The sequence below is a fragment of the Janthinobacterium sp. AD80 genome (assembly GCF_002878455.1).
Taxonomy (GTDB): Bacteria; Pseudomonadota; Gammaproteobacteria; order Burkholderiales; family Burkholderiaceae_D; genus Janthinobacterium.
In genome coordinates this window covers 1-15,806 of sequence record NZ_NRDQ01000158.1, presented here as the reverse complement: position 1 = coordinate 15,806, position 15,806 = coordinate 1, and the positions used below count along the sequence as shown (strand labels likewise).

At 63.2% G+C, this 15,806-nt stretch carries 18 protein-coding genes, 1 tRNA gene and 1 pseudogene; 14 read left to right on the top strand and 6 right to left on the bottom strand.

Features of this window, described 5'->3' with window-relative positions; translation table 11 throughout:
• The coding region (locus JaAD80_RS24010) for a helix-turn-helix domain-containing protein (protein ID WP_180979565.1) at positions 1-186 on the top strand (186 nt) is incomplete at its 5' end.
• A 144-nt stretch (positions 187-330) separates the two neighbouring features.
• A complete protein-coding gene (locus JaAD80_RS24005; RefSeq protein WP_102298274.1) occupies positions 331-2,139 on the top strand; it encodes an NAD(P)/FAD-dependent oxidoreductase in 1,809 nt (602 codons plus the stop codon).
• Between the two features lie 461 nt (positions 2,140-2,600).
• On the opposite strand, the gene JaAD80_RS24000 is transcribed toward JaAD80_RS24005, so the two are convergent.
• Positions 2,601-3,167: a YceI family protein gene (locus tag JaAD80_RS24000; RefSeq protein ID WP_102298271.1), complete on the bottom strand. Its 567-nt coding sequence runs from the start codon at positions 3,165-3,167 to the stop codon at positions 2,601-2,603.
• Positions 3,168-3,645: 478 nt separating this feature from the next.
• Here JaAD80_RS24000 and JaAD80_RS23990 point away from each other — a divergent pair, with 478 nt between their 5' ends.
• The 5 genes from JaAD80_RS23990 (at position 3,646) to JaAD80_RS23970 (ending at position 7,385) form a co-directional block, all read left to right on the top strand.
• On the top strand, positions 3,646-4,269 hold the full coding sequence (locus JaAD80_RS23990; protein WP_219726871.1) for a biliverdin-producing heme oxygenase: 624 nt from the start codon (positions 3,646-3,648) through the stop codon (positions 4,267-4,269).
• Complete coding sequence (locus JaAD80_RS23985; protein ID WP_102298265.1) at positions 4,269-4,733, top strand: YbaN family protein; 465 nt, start codon at positions 4,269-4,271, stop codon at positions 4,731-4,733. Before JaAD80_RS23990 ends, JaAD80_RS23985 begins: the two co-directional genes overlap by 1 nt.
• 322 nt (positions 4,734-5,055) lie before the next feature.
• Positions 5,056-5,865, top strand: coding sequence for a methionine ABC transporter ATP-binding protein (locus JaAD80_RS23980; RefSeq protein ID WP_102298263.1), 810 nt, complete (start codon positions 5,056-5,058; stop codon positions 5,863-5,865).
• Positions 5,858-6,532 (top strand): methionine ABC transporter permease, encoded by a 675-nt coding sequence (locus tag JaAD80_RS23975; protein WP_034756701.1) that lies wholly within the window; start codon positions 5,858-5,860, stop codon positions 6,530-6,532. Before JaAD80_RS23980 ends, JaAD80_RS23975 begins: the two co-directional genes overlap by 8 nt.
• Before the next feature lie 25 nt (positions 6,533-6,557).
• The gene (locus JaAD80_RS23970; protein ID WP_102298261.1) at positions 6,558-7,385 is read left to right on the top strand and encodes a MetQ/NlpA family ABC transporter substrate-binding protein; all 828 of its coding nucleotides are present in this window, start codon (positions 6,558-6,560) and stop codon (positions 7,383-7,385) included.
• Positions 7,386-7,467: 82 nt separating this feature from the next.
• On the opposite strand, the gene JaAD80_RS23965 is transcribed toward JaAD80_RS23970, so the two are convergent.
• Both JaAD80_RS23965 and JaAD80_RS23960 read right to left on the bottom strand, forming a co-directional pair.
• Positions 7,468-8,085 (bottom strand): OmpW family protein, encoded by a 618-nt coding sequence (locus JaAD80_RS23965; protein WP_102298258.1) that lies wholly within the window; start codon positions 8,083-8,085, stop codon positions 7,468-7,470.
• Between the two features lie 145 nt (positions 8,086-8,230).
• Positions 8,231-9,127 carry a LysR family transcriptional regulator gene (locus JaAD80_RS23960; RefSeq protein ID WP_102298255.1) on the bottom strand — a complete coding sequence of 299 codons (897 nt, stop codon included), beginning with the start codon at positions 9,125-9,127 and terminating at the stop codon, positions 8,231-8,233.
• Positions 9,128-9,403: 276 nt separating this feature from the next.
• Here JaAD80_RS23960 and fur point away from each other — a divergent pair, with 276 nt between their 5' ends.
• From fur to JaAD80_RS23925, 7 genes and pseudogenes are all read left to right on the top strand, one after another.
• Positions 9,404-9,844: a ferric iron uptake transcriptional regulator gene (gene fur, locus JaAD80_RS23955; protein WP_092794635.1), complete on the top strand. Its 441-nt coding sequence runs from the start codon at positions 9,404-9,406 to the stop codon at positions 9,842-9,844.
• An 80-nt stretch (positions 9,845-9,924) separates the two neighbouring features.
• Complete coding sequence (locus tag JaAD80_RS23950) at positions 9,925-10,290, top strand: MerR family transcriptional regulator (RefSeq protein WP_102298252.1); 366 nt, start codon at positions 9,925-9,927, stop codon at positions 10,288-10,290.
• 85 nt (positions 10,291-10,375) lie between these two features.
• The gene (locus JaAD80_RS23945; RefSeq protein ID WP_102298248.1) at positions 10,376-10,966 is read left to right on the top strand and encodes an NAD(P)H-dependent oxidoreductase; all 591 of its coding nucleotides are present in this window, start codon (positions 10,376-10,378) and stop codon (positions 10,964-10,966) included.
• Between the two features lie 240 nt (positions 10,967-11,206).
• A pseudogene (locus JaAD80_RS23940) lies at positions 11,207-12,363 on the top strand (SpoIIE family protein phosphatase).
• Between the two features lie 60 nt (positions 12,364-12,423).
• Positions 12,424-12,981: a SiaB family protein kinase gene (locus JaAD80_RS23935; RefSeq protein WP_071076508.1), complete on the top strand. Its 558-nt coding sequence runs from the start codon at positions 12,424-12,426 to the stop codon at positions 12,979-12,981.
• 22 nt (positions 12,982-13,003) lie between these two features.
• Positions 13,004-13,402, top strand: a complete 399-nt coding sequence (locus tag JaAD80_RS23930) for a DUF1987 domain-containing protein (protein ID WP_102298245.1) — start codon at positions 13,004-13,006, stop codon at positions 13,400-13,402.
• Positions 13,403-13,405: 3 nt separating this feature from the next.
• The gene (locus tag JaAD80_RS23925; RefSeq protein ID WP_102298241.1) at positions 13,406-14,146 is read left to right on the top strand and encodes a GGDEF domain-containing protein; all 741 of its coding nucleotides are present in this window, start codon (positions 13,406-13,408) and stop codon (positions 14,144-14,146) included.
• 19 nt (positions 14,147-14,165) lie between these two features.
• On the opposite strand, the gene JaAD80_RS23920 is transcribed toward JaAD80_RS23925, so the two are convergent.
• The 3 genes from JaAD80_RS23920 to JaAD80_RS23910 form a co-directional block, all read right to left on the bottom strand.
• Positions 14,166-14,879, bottom strand: a complete 714-nt coding sequence (locus JaAD80_RS23920) for an ABC transporter substrate-binding protein (protein ID WP_102298239.1) — start codon at positions 14,877-14,879, stop codon at positions 14,166-14,168.
• 162 nt (positions 14,880-15,041) lie between these two features.
• A tRNA-Sec gene (locus JaAD80_RS23915) sits at positions 15,042-15,137 on the bottom strand.
• Positions 15,138-15,149: 12 nt separating this feature from the next.
• A partial coding sequence (locus JaAD80_RS23910; protein ID WP_180979564.1) for a SelB C-terminal domain-containing protein occupies positions 15,150-15,806 on the bottom strand: 657 nt, incomplete at its 5' end.

Sequence of the window (15,806 nt, the reverse complement as noted above, 5' to 3'; positions counted from 1 at the left end):
CCGCAGGAGCCGGTGGCGACGGACGCCTACACGCCGCTGGAACTGGCCGAGCGCACGCGCATCGTCCACGCCATGAACGCCGCCAAATGGCGCCCGCTGCAGGCGGCAGCCATGCTGGGACTGTCGCGCGCCACGCTGTACCGGCGCATCAAGCACCTGAAAATCGTCCCGCCGCACCGGCAATGAACACGTAAAAATGACTGAGACTTCCGTCTCAATAGCCGCCATGCTGCGCTGCAGGATGCGTGGCCAAAACGCCGGTGTTACAACATCGTCAGCGGCAGCACAGCCGCATCCCATCATAAAGTCATCAGACTTGGAGGAGACACGATGCACACCGATAGCAACCCGCACGACCTGGCCGTGGCCAGCATCCTGGAGCAGCTCGAAGCTACCTTACGCGCCAATGACAGCACCGGCGCCGCCCAGCTGTTCGAGCCAGACGGCTACTGGCGCGACCTGGTGCTGTTTACCTGGAACCTGAAAACCCTGGAAGGCCGCGAACAGATCGCCGCCATGCTGGCAGCGCAGCTGGGCGCCGTGCAGCCGGTAGCGATGCGCATCGCCGACGGCGAACATGCCAGCGAGGCACGCGGCGTGCTGCAATGCTGGATTCATGTGGAGACCAGTGCCGGGCGCGGCGCAGGCTTCATCCGCATCCGCGACGGCAAGATCTGGACCCTGCTCACCACCATGGGCGAATTGAAGGGTTTTGAAGAAGCGAAAGGGGCACGCCGGCCCATGGGCGCCGAACATGGCGCGCGCACGGACCGCAGCAGCTGGCTGGAAAACCGCGAGCGGGAAGCAAAGGAACTGGGCTACGCGCGCCAGCCCTACTGCGTCATCATCGGCGGCGGCCAGGGTGGCATCGCGCTGGGCGCGCGCCTGCGCCAGCTGAATGTGCCGACCATCATCATCGAGAAAAACACCCGCCCCGGCGACAGCTGGCGCAAGCGCTACAAGTCGCTGTGCCTGCACGACCCGGTCTGGTACGACCACATGCCGTATATTCCGTTTCCCGACAACTGGCCCGTCTTCACGCCGAAGGACAAGGTCGGCGACTGGCTGGAAATGTACACCAAGGTGATGGAACTCAATTACTGGGGTTCGACCACGTGTGAATCGGCCAGCTTCGACGAAGCCACCGGCGAGTGGACGGTGCAGGTGCTGCGCGACGGCCAGCCCGTCACCCTGAAGCCGAAGCAGCTGGTGCTGGCCACCGGCATGTCGGGCAAGGCGAACATGCCGAAGTTCAAGGGCATGGACGTGTTCCAGGGCGAGCAGCAGCACTCGTCGCAGCATCCGGGGCCGGACGCGTATGTGGGTAAGAAGGTGGTGGTGGTCGGCGCGAACAATTCCGCGCACGATATCTGCGCCGCCCTGTGGGAAGCGGGCGTGGACGTGACCATGGTGCAGCGCTCGTCGACGCACATCGTCAAATCCGATTCCCTGATGGACCTGGCCCTGGGCGACCTGTATTCGGAGCGGGCGCTGGCGGCCGGCATGACGACGGCCAAGGCCGACCTGACCTTCGCCTCGATTCCGTACAAGATCCTGGCCGACTTCCAGAAGCCCGTCTTCCAGGCCATCCGCGAACGCGACGCCGACTTTTATGCGCGCCTGGAAGAACGCGGCTTCATGCTCGACTTTGGCGATGACGATTCGGGCCTGTTCATGAAATACCTGCGGCGCGGCTCCGGCTACTACATCGACGTCGGCGCCTCTGAGCTGGTCGCCGACGGCAAGATCAAGCTGAAAAGCGGCGTCGGCGTGCAGGAACTCAAAGCCCGTTCCATCGTGCTGTCCGACGGTACCGAACTGCCAGCCGACCTGGTGGTGTACGCCACCGGCTATGGTTCGATGAATGGCTGGGCGGCCGACCTGATCTCGCCGGAAGTGGCGAACAAGGTGGGCAAGGTATGGGGACTGGGATCAAGCACGACCAAGGACCCGGGCCCGTGGGAGGGCGAGCAGCGCAATATGTGGAAACCCACGCAGCAGCAGGCGCTGTGGTTCCACGGCGGTAACCTGCACCAGTCGCGCCACTACTCGCAATACCTGTCGCTGCAGCTGAAGGCGCGCATGGAAGGGCTGGCGACGCCCGTGTATGGGCAGCAGCAGGTGCATCACCTGGCCTGACCGTCTTGCACGTGGCCGCATCCCGGCGCATGTCCGATTACGCGCGGCGGCGCCACACTAATCCGACCTACCACGCACAAAAAATGGCGGCGGACCGACGTCCGCCGCTTCTCGTGATACACGCAAAACCGCGTAGGTCGGATTAGCGCGGGCCGCGCGTAATCCGACACATCGCTGGCAACCGGCCCATGTCGCCGCATCCCGGCGCATGTCGGATTACGCGCGGCGGCGCCACACTAATCCGACCTACCACGCACAAAAAAAATGGCGGCGGACCGAAGTCCGACGCCATTTTTGGTTTGCAGTGATATCCATCTAACACCACACAAACGTCTGGCACAAATCGTAGCGAGCGGCGATGATTGCCGGCCAAGAAGCACAACCGTGCTTGCACGGGGCCGCCGAGGCGGTGAGCATCGCAGGCCGCAAAGCGCGACGCGCAGTAGATTTTGCCAAACGTTTTACTGCTTGATGGCTTCGATCGCAAACGTCAGGGTCACGTCATCGCTGACGGCTGGCGCATATTTTCCGGCGTTGAATTCCGAGCGCTTGATCTTGGCGGTGGCATTGGCGCCGCAGGCGTCTTTTTTCAGCATCGGGTGCGGGGCGCAGGTGAACGAGGTGACGGTCAGGGTCACTGGCTTGGTCACGCCTTTCAGGGTCAGGTTGCCCTCCACGGAGGCCAGCTTGTCGCCGTCAAAATTGAACTTGGTCGACTTGTAGGTGGCCACTGGATACTTGGCCGTGTCGAGGAAATCTTCGCCCTGGATGTGCGAGTTGAACAGGGTCGAACCCGTGTCGACGGACTTGGTGTCGATCAGCACTTCGACGGCGCCCGTCTTGGCGGCGCGGTCCAGCGTGATCTTGCCGGTGGTGTTATTGAAACGGCTTTGCTGCGTCGAGAAGCCCATGTGGGTGTACTCGAAACGCGGGAAGGTGTGGCTGCCATCGATGACATAGACTTCCGGAGCGGCAAAGGCGGACAGCGAGAAGCCGGCGGCGGCGATAAAAGCGAGCAGTTTTTTCATTGTGGGTTCCTGATAGGGAGTGGAGGATGTCAAAACCGCAACCGGCTGCAGGCAATGATGCATGCGGCTGATTGTCTGGCTTCAGTTGCAACAGATTATGCATGGCAAGAAGATCGATGTAAAACGGAAAATTTACCTAGTTAGCATCGAAAAAATCGATAGTAACGGGGATTATGTCCGCAACAGCGCCTTCTGCTGCCGATTATTGTCCGTGTTGACAAAAATATCCAGCGTTATCCAGCCGCATTGATGAGAATGATTCTTGTTATTATCTTCGTGGATTGCTATCATCCCTGCCTTTTGCACCGTTGGCACCGTCGCCGCCACGCCGCCGCCATAATTTGCCAGCCCGCCGGCCCTGCCGCGTTCATGCCAGCCACCAGGCCGCCCGCGCCACCCAGGCCACCGCTGCAAGCGCGCTCCTGCATTGCCTCGCATGCAGGGTCCACTTGATTCATCCATAATAGGACTGGAAAACATGACCGCAACAAACAACGATCCCACCACCTTGAATCCGAATACGTCCCCGACAACCGCGCCACCCCGCAGCCAGCGCCTGAAGGCCGACACCATGGCCACGCACGAAGTGCTCGACAAGCGCATCATGGCCAGCAGCCCGTTCGACAACCCGCGCAACTACGCCCGCTTCCTGCAGGCGCAGTACGCCTTCCTGCGCGATGTCGACGCGCTGTACGAACACGCTGGCCTGGCCGCCCTGCTGCCCGACCTGGAGCAGCGCCGCCGCTATGCCAGCATCGCCGCCGATTTGCGCGACCTGGAAGCGCCACTGCCCTCGGACGCCGCCGAGCCGCCATTCGGCACGGAACTGGACCTGGCCACCGCGCTGGGCTGGCTGTATGTGAGTGAAGGCTCGAAACTGGGCGCCGCCATCCTGTACAAATTGGCCGGCAAGATCGGCCTCGATGAGCAGTTCGGCGCGCGCCACCTGGCCGGCCACCCCGATGGCCGCGCGCGCCACTGGCGCGATTTCACGGCCGTCCTCGATGCCGCGCCGCTCGACGCCGGCGGCGAGGAACGCGTGGTTGCCGGTGCGCGCGCCGCCTTCATGCGCATGCATGGCCATGTCGAGGCCTACGCCTGATGGCAGAGGAGCACGTCGAGCCTGCGCCGCGCGAGACGCATGGCCTGCGCCTGCGCCGCTGGGCCTGGACGGCGGCCGGCGCCTTGATGGTCATGCTGGGCATTATCGGCGCCATGCTGCCCGTGATGCCGACAACGATTTTCCTCATCCTCGCCCTGGCCTGCTTCAGCCGCGCCTCGCCGCGACTCGAGCACTGGCTGCTGCAGCATCCCCGCTTTGGCCCGCCGCTGCGCCAGTGGCGCGAGCACCGCGCCGTCTCGCGGCGCGGCAAGGCCTTGGCCTGCCTGGGCATGGCCATCGGCTTTGTCGCCATGTGCCTGGGCCACCCTCCCTGGTGGGTCATCGTCATGGTCGGCAGCATGGAAATTGCCGTCATCATCTACCTGCTGCGTCGCCCAGAAGGTCCGCAAGCGCCAGATACCCGAGCAGAATCTGCCCGCAATGGCGGCGGCAACGGGCAGTAAATTCAATCACCCGCGGAAAAAAAACAGCAATTGCCTTAACTGCGCACAATTGCCTGCTTACGCACGCCCATGCTGAGCCGAACTTTTCACCAAGTTGGCGCCTGCGCCGCCCTTGCGGCACGATTTAATTCGGCAAAATTCCCACTTTCCCGCTTTTTCAACTTGAAAATGCCCGCATAGACATTATTTGCATATTCAAAGCAAGATTCTGTCGTAGGAGTAATAACACGATCGGAGGTATACTACGCAACCGACGTTACAGGCTGGGCGATTTGGCCCCTGAAACATGCCTGAAACGGTCCAATAAAAAAGGAAACACTGCATGACCACACCACACCGTACGCCGGTGATTCGCATCGATGGCGCAAACAAGACCTTTGCGCTGCCCAAAGGCGAACAATTCCACGCGGTCAAATCGGTCACGCTGGAAGTCTATCCCGGTGATATTTTCGGCCTGATCGGCAAGAGCGGCGCCGGCAAATCGACCTTGCTGCGCCTGATCAACCTGCTCGAACGCCCGGACAGCGGCACCATCACGGTGGCCGGCCGCGAGCTGACCAGCCTGGGCAAACGCGAATTGCGCGACGCGCGCCAGAACATCGGCATGATTTTCCAGCAATTCAACCTGCTGCAAAACGCCAGCGTCTTCGACAATGTCGCCTTCCCCCTGAAAATCCATGGCACGGCCAAGGGCGAGCAGATCGCCGCGCGCGTCGAGGAATGCCTGGCGCTCGTCGGCCTGTCCGACAAGCTGCACAGCTATCCGGCGCAGTTGTCGGGCGGGCAGAAACAGCGCGTGGCGATCGCCCGCGCCCTGGCCAGCCACCCCGACGTGCTGCTGTGCGACGAGCCGACGTCCGCGCTGGACGCGGAAACCACGCGCGCCCTGCTCGACACCCTGCGCGACATCAATGCGCGCCTGGGCGTGACCATCGTCATCGTCAGCCATGAGCTGTCGGTGCTGGGCGCCATCTGCAACCGTGTGGCCGTCGTGGAAAACGGCGCCATCGCCGAACAATTTGACCTGAGCGACACGACCACCCCGCGCAAGACGGCGCTGGGACGCGAGCTGGCTTACTACGGCACCGAGGCGTTTGAAGCCACCGCTTGGAAGGATGCGACACATGTTTGAAGAATCGATCAATAACGTCATCAACCTGCTGCCGGAAATCTGGGTGGCGCTGGGCCAGACCATGACGATGCTGGGCATAGGTCTTACGGCCGCCATCCTGGTCGGCGGCCCGCTGGGCATTTTGCTGTTCCTCGTCTCGGAAGGCCAGTCGCTGGAAAACCGCCCGCTGTCGATGATCCTCGGCTGGCTGGTCAATACCGTACGCAGCTTCCCCTTCATTATTTTGCTGGTGGCCCTGACGCCGTTTACGCGCATCATCGCGGGCACCTCGATCGGCCCGCTGGCCGCTGCCGTGCCGCTGTCGTTCGCCGCCATTCCCTACCTGGCGCGCCTGGTGGAGCAGAACCTGCGCGAAGTGCCGCGCGGCGTGATCGAGGCGGCGCACGCCATGGGCGCCTCGGAAATGCAGATCATCTTCCGCGTGCTGCTGGTGGAAGCGCGTTCCGGCCTGGTGCTGGCCCTGACCGTGCTGTCGATCAGCTTCCTGTCGTATTCGGCAGTGGCCGGCGTGGTGGGCGGCGGCGGTATCGGCGACCTGGCCATCCGCTACGGCTACTACCGCTTCGAGACGGACATCATGGTCGCCACCGTGGCCATCCTGATCGTGCTGGTGCAAACCATCCAGTTCGCCGGTACGCGCATCGCCAAGCGCCTCGACAAACGCTAATTCATATTCAGAAACAAGGACATTCATGAACTACCTACGCCGCAACCTGCTCCTGGCCGCCGCCAGCCTGGCCTTCGCCACCGCCGCCCACGCCAAGGACCCGAAAGAACTCGTCATCGGCACCAGCTCCGGCCCCTACTCGGACCAGCTCAAGCTGGGCATCAAGCCTATCCTGGAAAAACAGGGCTACAAGGTCAAGATCGTGGAATTCAACGACTACGTGCAGCCAAACTATGCGCTGGCCGAAGGCTCGCTGGACGCCAATGTATTCCAGCACATCGTTTATCTGACCAAGTTCGCCACCGATAACAAGCTGCCACTGAGCCCCCTGATCACCGTGCCGACCATGCCTATCGGCCTGTACGGCGGCAAGCAGAAGTCCCTGGCCGACGTGAAGAACGGCGCTACCATCACCATGCCGAACGACCCGACCAACCAGGCGCGCGCGCTGGTGATGCTGGCCAAGATGGGCTGGATCAAGCTGAAACCGAACGTCGACCCGCTGCGCGCATCCGAACGCGACGTGCTGGAAAACCCGAAGAAGCTGAAACTGGTACCGCTGGAAGCGGCGCAGCTGCCACGTTCGCTGGCAGACGCCGACTACGCTTTCGTCAACGGCAACTTCGCCCTGGCGGCCGGCATGAAGCTGACCTCGGCCCTGGCCGTGGAAAAGATCTCGGACAGCTACATCAACCTGGTGGCCATCCGCACGGCCGACAAGGGCAAGCCATGGGTCAAGGATCTGGAAGCGGCCTACCGTTCGCGCGCCTTCCTCGACGCGACCAACAAATACCTGGCCGGCTATGAAAAGACGGACTACCAGCTGGCGCTGGAAAAGACGCTGAAAAAATAATCGGCGCGCTTGAAACGTAAAAAGGACGGCATAGCCGTCCTTTTTTCATGCTGCGCGCCACCTCGGCGCCATCACGCTATGCTTAGAAACGATAGCCGACGCCGACACCGATCAAGAGTGGATCCACCTTGACTTCGCTGGCCTTGGCGCCGCCGATGAAGACGTCGCTGCGGATCTGCACTTTCTTGATGTCGAAGTTCAGCGACCAGTTTTTATCGAGCTTGTAGTCGACACCGGCTTGCAGCGAGTAGCCCCAGCTGTCATGCTCCAGGCGGCCAGCGCCGTTCAGCAATTTCACGTCCGAGATATTCGTGTAGTTGATGCCCGCACCCACGTAAGGGCTGAACTGTTTTTCAGGCATGAAGTGGTATTGCAGCGACAGGGTCGGCGGCAGATGCTTGAAGCTGCCGATCTTCGTGCCCGACAAGGTGACGTCATGTTTTTGCGGATACGTCAGGATCAGCTCGGCAGCGATATTCGGGGTAAAGAAGTACGAGATATCGATTTCAGGAATCGTCTTGCTGCTGACGTGAATAAGGTCGGATGCGCCGACGCCACCAACAGGAGCAGATTTGTTGGCCGGATCGATATGCACGGCGCGCGCACGGACCAGCCATGGGCCTTCCTGTGCCATTGCGTTGCCGGCGAATGCGCCAATGGCGGCCAGGACGATTGCTGCTGCAGTTGCGGACTTTTTCATTTTATTTCCCTCTGTCGTTAAGTAACGCTGCGAAGTCTAAGAGTGCAGCGCAACAAAAACTTTGATCCACATCAAATAGTGCTAGATGGCATCGAAAGAGGGATTTTTTCCTTCACCCATATCAAGAAAATGCGGCACTGCAAAATCACGCCGCCTGGGCGAACAGGCCCGCCACCCAGTCGGCAAACACGCGCACGCGCGGCGACAGTTGCCGGAGGTGCGGGTACAGCACGGAAACGGGCACGGGATCGGGGCGCAGATCGGCCAGCACTTCCACCAGTTCGCCTGCCGCCAGCGCCTGCTCCAGGTGGTAGCGCGGCGCCTGGATCAGGCCCATGCCGGCGCGACAGCAGGCATGGTAGGCGTCCGCGTTGTTGACGGACACCGTGCCGGGCAGCAGCACGCTGTGCACTTGCCCGCCCGCCTTGAAATCGAAGGGCCAGGTCTTGCCCGTCTGGGCGGAAAAGAAATTCACGGCGCGGTGGCCTGCCAGTTCGGCCAGGGTGCGCGGCGTGCCGTGCGCGGCCAGGTAGGCGGGGCTGGCGCAGGTCATTTGCTCCAGCAGCGCTACCCGGCGCGCCACCATGCTCGAATCGCCGAGCTCGCCTACGCGCAGCACGCAGTCGACGCCTTCGCGCACCAGATCCACCAGGCGGTCGCCCATGCCGATCTCCAGCTCGATCAGCGGGTGGCGGGCGCAGAACTGGTCCAGCACGGGCATGACGAAATGCATGGCCAGGGTGGCGTGCAGGTCGACGCGCAACTTGCCTGCCGGCTGCCGCGCCGCCGAGGTGAACACGGATTCCGTCTCTTCCAGGTCCGCCAGCAGGCGCACGCAGCGCTGGTAATACGCGTCGCCATCGAGCGTCGGCGTGACTTGCCGCGTGGTCCGCTGCAAGAGGCGCACGTGCAGGCGCGCTTCAAGCTGCTTGATCGCGTGCGTGACGGTGGCCTTCGGGTAGCCGAGATCATGCGCCGCCTGGGTAAAGCTGCGCAACTCGACAATGCGCGTAAAAATGCGCATTGCATCAAATCGGTCCATGCCAGCTCCATTGTTATTGCATGCTGCACAGTGTAGCGATTTCGTACTGGATTTTCCATGCACTTGCATGGCAAGCGCGGGTCAGATGCACGCCATGCAATCAGACATTGCGCCGATGTCACTGTTTGCGCAGGCCGCCACGCGGCATAATATTTCCACTCCGCACATGAGAATAGTAATGATTATCATTTGCGATATAATGCGGAATTACAGACAGGCGCCCACAGGCACACGTCCAGGCGTGCGCTCGGGCGATCACAAAAAGGACTGGGAGACATGGATATATTGAGGGAACTGCGTGAATCGGGCTTGAAAGTGACCATCCCCCGCCTGCGGATTCTGCAGCTGTTTCAAGAAGGCACCATCAAGCACCTGAGTGCGGACGATGTGTATAAACTTTTGCTGGCCGAAAAAATCGACGTGGGCCTGGCCACCATTTACCGCGTGCTGATGCAGTTTGCGGAAGCGGGCATCCTGTTTCGCCGGCATTTCGAATCGGGCCATGCCGTGTTCGAACTGAACGAAGGCCAGCACCACGACCACCTGGTCTGCACGGGCTGCGGCAAGGTCGATGAATTCGTCGACGAAGGCATCGAGTTGCGCCAGAACGAGATCGCCGCCGAGCGCGGCTTCGTGCTGCACGAGCACGCATTGTCGCTGTACGGCACCTGCGCCGACTGCACGGCGAAGAAAGTGCCGCCGCGCAAGCCGTCCTGAGTCGGCGCGCAAGGTAGCGTCGGGCCGCCCGCCTGCGCTACACTGCGTGCGCCGCCGCTCGATAAAAGACAAGGACCAGCATGTACATCGGAGAAATCGCCCGCCTGGCGGGCACCTCGCCCAAGGCCTTGCGCCATTATGAAGCGCTGGGCTTGCTTGGCGACGTGCGCCGCGCGGGCGCCTACCGCGTCTACACGCAGCAAGACCTGGCGCAAGTCAAACTGATACGCCAGGCGCAGACCCTGGGCTTTCGCCTGGCCGAACTGCTGCCCATCCTGGCCGGCGACGATACGGACTGGGCCGCCCTGTCGCAGCACATCGCCGCCAAGCGCGCGCAGCTGCAGGACGACATCGCCCGCCTGCGCCGGCTCGACGCCGAGCTGGGCGAGATCGACGCGGAAATCCTCGACTGCCTGACGCGCCAGCGCCTGCAAGCGGCCGCCTGAGCCTGCAGCGCGCAGCGATCGCTTGACTCTGCCCCCAGGGGCAGGCTTTAGCATGCAAGCTCTTCTTTAATGGATAGCCTGCATCATGACCAAGACTCCCCCCAAGCGCATATTGATACTCCTCGGCCACCCGTCCAGCGACAGTTTCTGCGCCGCCCTGGCCGACGCCTATGCCGCGTCCGCGCGCGCCCAGGGCCACACGGTGCGCGAACTGCGCCTGGGCCAGCTGGACTTCGACCAGAACCTGCATGAAGGCTACCGCCAGGTGCAGCCGCTGGAAGCGGACTTGCTGGCCGCGCAGGAAGCCATCACCTGGGCCGAACACCTGGTGTTCGCCTACCCCATCTGGTGGGGCGGCGCGCCGGCCCTGTTGAAAGGTTTTGTCGACCGCGTCTTCCTGCCCGGCTTTGCCTTCAAGTACCGTCCGGGCAAGGCTTTCCCGGCGCAGCTGCTGAAGGGCCGCACGGCCCAGCTGCTGGTGTCGATGGATACGCCGCCCTGGTATTTCCGCTGGGTCTACCACATGCCCGGCATCCACCAGCTGCGCAAGACGACCCTGGAGTTTTGCGGCGTCAAGCCCGTCAAGGTGGCCAGCTTTGGTCCCATGATCGACTCCACCGAGCAGCAGCGCGAGCGCTGGCTGGCGCAGGCACGGACGCTGGCGCGCCATCTGTAAGAGTGGCAACAGCTTGCCATGCAGCCATCTTGCATACGCTTTTGGCAAGCTGGTAATCAAGCCGTCACAATCCGTGGCTACCATGATGATATTGCCTGTTTGTCAGCCGCCTTGCCGTAGCGACAACAAGGGTCCGCTCGTCATGTAAAGGTAGCCGCTGTGGAGTTCAACGCTTCTCGATTGCATCTTCCCCGTTTTCGCTCGTCCGTGGCGGCTGACCTGTGCATCCCGACGGAATCCGTGCAGGCCGACGCCAGCAATTTCGCCGTGCTGGAACTGTTTACGGAACGCCGCGACATGATGAGCCTGCCCGTCACCGAGCAGCAGCGGCCCATCGGCCTGATCAGCCGCAACATCTTCATGTCGCAGATGTCCAAGCCCTTCTACCACGAGGTGTATGGCAAGAAGAGCTGCATCGCCTTCATGGACAAGGAGCCGCTGATCGTCGATGGCGCCATGAGCATCGAAGACCTCACCTTCCGCGCCGTCGAAGCGGGCGAAAAGGCCCTGGCCGACGGCTTCATCATCACTGACGATGGCGCACTGGCCGGCGTGGGTTTCGGCTTGCAGCTGATGAACGTGGTGGCCACCATGCAGGCCGAGAAGAACCGGCAGATCATGCACAGCATCGACTACGCCAGCGTGATCCAGCGCGCCCTGCTGCGCACCTCCGATGCGGAACTGCGCGCCACCCTGCCCGACGCCCACCTGGAATGGCAGCCGCGCGACGTCGTCGGCGGCGACTTCTACTTTTTCGAGCGCCATGCGGGCGGCTGGTTCGCCGCCATCGCCGACTGCACCGGCCACGGCGTGCCGGGCGCCTTCATGACCCTGATCGCCTCGTCCGCACTGAGCCAGGCCCTGCGCGAACGGGGGCCGCACGATCCTGCCGCCCTGATCGGCGCCGTCAGCCGCGCCATCAAGACCTTGCTGGGTCAGGACGGCGCCAGCAGCGGCGATGCCACCGGCCACGCCGGCTCGAACGACGGCATGGACTGCGCCTTTTTGTGCTACGACGCGGCCAGCGCCAGCCTGCGTTTTGCGGGGGCGAAACTGGCGCTGCACGTGGTGGCACCGGGCGAGGATGGCGTGCGCGCCATCGATGGCGCGCGCATGGGCGTCGGCTATGTCGATACGCCGGCCGGCTACTGCTGGCACAACGCAACGCTGGACGCCCGGCGGGGAGCCTGCTGTTCATCACCACCGACGGCTTGCTCGACCAGATCGGCGGCGCGCGCGACATCGCCTACGGCAAGCGGCGCATGCGCGAACAATTGCTGGCGCAGCGCGATGCGCCGGCCCCCGATGTGGCGGCCGCGCTGCTGCAGGACAGCGCCGCCTGGCAAGGCAGGCAGCCGCGCCGCGATGACCTGACCTTTTTCTGTTTCCGCCTGTAGCCACAGGCGGCAGCCATCCACGATAACCCGCCGGGCAACCGGCCAGCCAGGAGCACGGACGTGCTGTACGAAGAATTCAACGAGTTTTGGGATGTGGCCCGCAAGCGCAACATCATCTTTTTTTACGTGGGCTATTTTTCGCAGCACGTGGTCAGCGCCATTTCCGAGACCATCAAGGCGCGCCTGGACACGGCCGGCGCGGCCGGTCCGACGCGGCGGCGCATTTTCTCCTCGTTCATCGAGATGTCGCAAAACATCATGCATTATTCGGCTGACAGCCTGACGCCCGACGCCCAGCTGGACCAGCAGATGCGGCGCGGCTCGTTTTGCATCGGCACGCGCGGCGACAGCTTTTTCCTGCTGTGCGCGAATCCCGTCTCGACCGACAACGTGGCGCAGATCCGCGCCCGCCTGGAACCGCTGCATACCATGACGATGGAGGAAATCCGCCTGGCCTATAAAAAGGCCCTGCGCGAGGAAGCGCCCGCCGACAGCAAGGGCGCGGGCCTGGGTTTTCTCACCATGGCGCGCGACGCCAGCGAGCCGCTGGAATTCGAATTCGTCCAGGATCCCCAGGAGCCGGGCCACACCATCTTCTGCATCAAAGCCATCATTTAAAAGAGCCGACTCAGGAAAGCATATGCAATTACCGCCACCACTGTTCATCGCCGCGACCCCCAGTTCGCCCGAAATCGACTTCCGCTTCGAGCAGCATGCGCTGTCGATCAAGGGCGAGTCGTATCCGGAAAACGCAGCCGCCTTCTATGGCCCGCTGATCGCCGCCGTGCGGGCCTACCTGGAAGGCTGCAGCGACGCCGCCATCACCGTGAACGTCTCGCTGGCCTATTTCAACAGCTCCAGCACGAAGATGCTGTTTACCTTCTTCGATACCCTCAACCAGGCGGCCATCGACGGCAACCAGGTGCGCCTGAACTGGTACCACGACGAAGACGACGACACAATCCTGGAATTCGGCCAGGAACTGCAGCAGGATTTCACGGCGCTGGACTTCCAGGATCACGCCGTGAGCGGCAATTAAGTCATGCGCGCCGCCCTCTCCGAAGCCGAAGTGCAGCCCGACCTGTTCACCGTGGAAGCGGCGGCGCTGGCTGCCGCGCGCCGCATGCACGCCGATGCCGGCGCGCCTGGCGAGGAACAGCGCCGCGTGCTCGGTGAACTGATCATCCACTACGAACGGCTGATGCGCGAGACGCGACGCCTGATCGGCCGCAGCGACCGCGCCGAGCGCGACATGCATGTGCTGAACCGGCAGTTGCAAACCCTGGCCGGCCAGCTCGAATACCGCGCCACGCACGATCCGCTGACGGGCGCGCTGAACCGCGGCGCCGTCATCGACCATGCCTCGCGCTGCCTGGAACAGGGCGACATGGCCCTGATCGTGCTCGATATCGACCTGTTCAAGCAGGTCAACGACGACTTCGGCCACCCGGCCGGCGACGGGGTGATCCAGGCCGTGGTCGACTGCCTGAAAGGATTGCTGGGACAGGAAACGGCCATTGGCAGGGTTGGCGGCGAAGAGTTTTCCGTGGTCTGGCCCACGCGTTCGCGCGACGACGCGGCCCACGTCGCGCAGCGCATCTGCGACACGGTCGGCCGCCAGCGCCATGCGGCGCCCATCACGCGGGCCATCACGGTCAGCGTGGGCCTGAGCTGGAACCGCGCAGGCACGGCGTTTGAAACGGCCTACAGCCATGCCGACCAGGCGCTGTACCAGGCCAAGCGCGAAGGACGCAACTGCGTGCGCCAGTGGCTGGAAAGCTGAAGCGGCGCAGCTTGCGCAACTAGCGCAGCTGTTCGCGCGCCATGCTGCCGTCGCGCCGCATGGCTGCCGCCGCGCGCTGCATGGCTGCGGCCTGCGCCTCGGGCATTTGCCTGTTGCAGGCCAGGTAAGTCTGCACGCGGTTGAACTCCAGCAGCGGCACCACCTTGTGCTCCCACGCCTTGCCGGCAAACGGCTTGCTGCCCACGGCCATGCCGACAGCCCACAGGTCGATACGCCCCAGCAGCAGCTTTTGCGGATTGAGCCACTCCTGCGTGACGGGCGCCACCTCCATGCCGTGTTGGCGCAGGTAGTCGTCGCGCGCATCGCCAAGCACCGTGCCGATCACCAGGCCGCGCGCATCGGCCAGCGTGCGCAGCGCCAGGTGCCGCTCGGCCAGGCCGTACAGCACCCATTGCGCTTCATTGAGGGGACCGATCCAGCGGAACTGCGCTTCGCGCTCCTGCGTGCGCGAGGTGGAAAAAATGCAGGTGTCGGCCGCCGACAGGGCCTGCGCATACGCGCGTTTCCACGGCAGCAGCTCGATGGTATAGCGGATGCCGGCGCGCGCCATGATCTCGCGCACCTTGCGCGTTTCGCGTCCGACGACAACATTGCCTTCCATCATGCTCGATGGTGGCAAATGCTCGCCGACGATGCGCACGTCCGCCGCCGCGGCCAGCGCCGGCATCAGCAGCGCCGCTGCCAGCAACCGTGCCATGCTTGCTTGTTTCATGCTTGCTTTCTTCTGCCACAGGGTACCGGGTACGATGTTACCATCGGCCCTGGCCCGCCATCGCCAAATCGCCTTGATTAGATCATTATTGTTGAGCAACGTGGCAAGGCGCCAACGCCGGCAGGCGCGCCATGCGGCAGGACGATGAGTGGGGAAATTGAGTGGCGGAAAACAGTAGGAGTCGAACCTACGGGAGAACGTCTGACGCCCTCCACCGGGTTTGAAGCCCGGCCACATCACCGGATGAGTGTGCTTTCCGCGGTGCCTGAGCTAACTGTTGGGCAAGGCAGTCGTGTAGGACCATAATGCTTGCGGGCGTAACAAATGCCCATTGCCAACACGGCGAGTATAACCGACGCGGTCAAAAAATTCCAAGACCTGGATCGCCCGCTTGCGGCCCAGCCCGCTTGCGTCGCGGAACGCGGCCGCGCCGACGGCGCCGGAACCGGGCGGCAAGCCCTCATCCCGCTCCGCTTTTTCGGCCAGCGTGCGTACCAGTTGCGCCAGCTCGGCCAGCGCCGAAGGATGGTAGAACAGATCGTGCACCACCTGGCTGATCTGGCCCGCCTTCGCCAGCTTGCGCAGCAGCCGGCGCGCTTCGTCCTCGGCCAGGCCGAAGTCGCGCGCCAGATCGCGCGTCCATGGCGGATCGAAACGTCCCTGCTCCAGCGCCGCCAGCATCGGCGCGGCCGCCGCCTGCTCCTGCGGCGTCAGTTCCACGCTGTGCGTCGGCAGGTGCAGGCTGGCGCCGCGCGCCTGCACTGCCCCCTGCGCCAGCAAACCCTCGATCACGTGGCTCCACAAGGCGTCTTCCATCTCGGCGTCCACGATGCGTTTCAGGCGCCACAGTTCCGGCCCCGCCTCGTCGGGCGCACGCGCGTGGAAGGCTGCCAATGCGGCCAGCACGCGCTGCTCCAGTGCGGCCAG

Coding starts and splice junctions, on each gene's coding strand:
- JaAD80_RS23950 (WP_102298252.1), top strand. CDS start 9,925: ATGTACATCGGAGAAATCGCCCGCCTGGCGGGCACCTCGCCCAAGGCC.
- JaAD80_RS23925 (WP_102298241.1), top strand. CDS start 13,406: ATGCGCGCCGCCCTCTCCGAAGCCGAAGTGCAGCCCGACCTGTTCACC.
- JaAD80_RS24005 (WP_102298274.1), top strand. CDS start 331: ATGCACACCGATAGCAACCCGCACGACCTGGCCGTGGCCAGCATCCTG.
- JaAD80_RS23960 (WP_102298255.1), bottom strand. CDS start 9,127: ATGGACCGATTTGATGCAATGCGCATTTTTACGCGCATTGTCGAGTTG.
- JaAD80_RS23985 (WP_102298265.1), top strand. CDS start 4,269: ATGGCAGAGGAGCACGTCGAGCCTGCGCCGCGCGAGACGCATGGCCTG.
- JaAD80_RS23970 (WP_102298261.1), top strand. CDS start 6,558: ATGAACTACCTACGCCGCAACCTGCTCCTGGCCGCCGCCAGCCTGGCC.
- JaAD80_RS23975 (WP_034756701.1), top strand. CDS start 5,858: ATGTTTGAAGAATCGATCAATAACGTCATCAACCTGCTGCCGGAAATC.
- JaAD80_RS23990 (WP_219726871.1), top strand. CDS start 3,646: ATGACCGCAACAAACAACGATCCCACCACCTTGAATCCGAATACGTCC.
- JaAD80_RS23945 (WP_102298248.1), top strand. CDS start 10,376: ATGACCAAGACTCCCCCCAAGCGCATATTGATACTCCTCGGCCACCCG.
- JaAD80_RS23980 (WP_102298263.1), top strand. CDS start 5,056: ATGACCACACCACACCGTACGCCGGTGATTCGCATCGATGGCGCAAAC.
- fur (WP_092794635.1), top strand. CDS start 9,404: ATGGATATATTGAGGGAACTGCGTGAATCGGGCTTGAAAGTGACCATC.
- JaAD80_RS23965 (WP_102298258.1), bottom strand. CDS start 8,085: ATGAAAAAGTCCGCAACTGCAGCAGCAATCGTCCTGGCCGCCATTGGC.
- JaAD80_RS23920 (WP_102298239.1), bottom strand. CDS start 14,879: ATGAAACAAGCAAGCATGGCACGGTTGCTGGCAGCGGCGCTGCTGATG.
- JaAD80_RS24000 (WP_102298271.1), bottom strand. CDS start 3,167: ATGAAAAAACTGCTCGCTTTTATCGCCGCCGCCGGCTTCTCGCTGTCC.
- JaAD80_RS23930 (WP_102298245.1), top strand. CDS start 13,004: ATGCAATTACCGCCACCACTGTTCATCGCCGCGACCCCCAGTTCGCCC.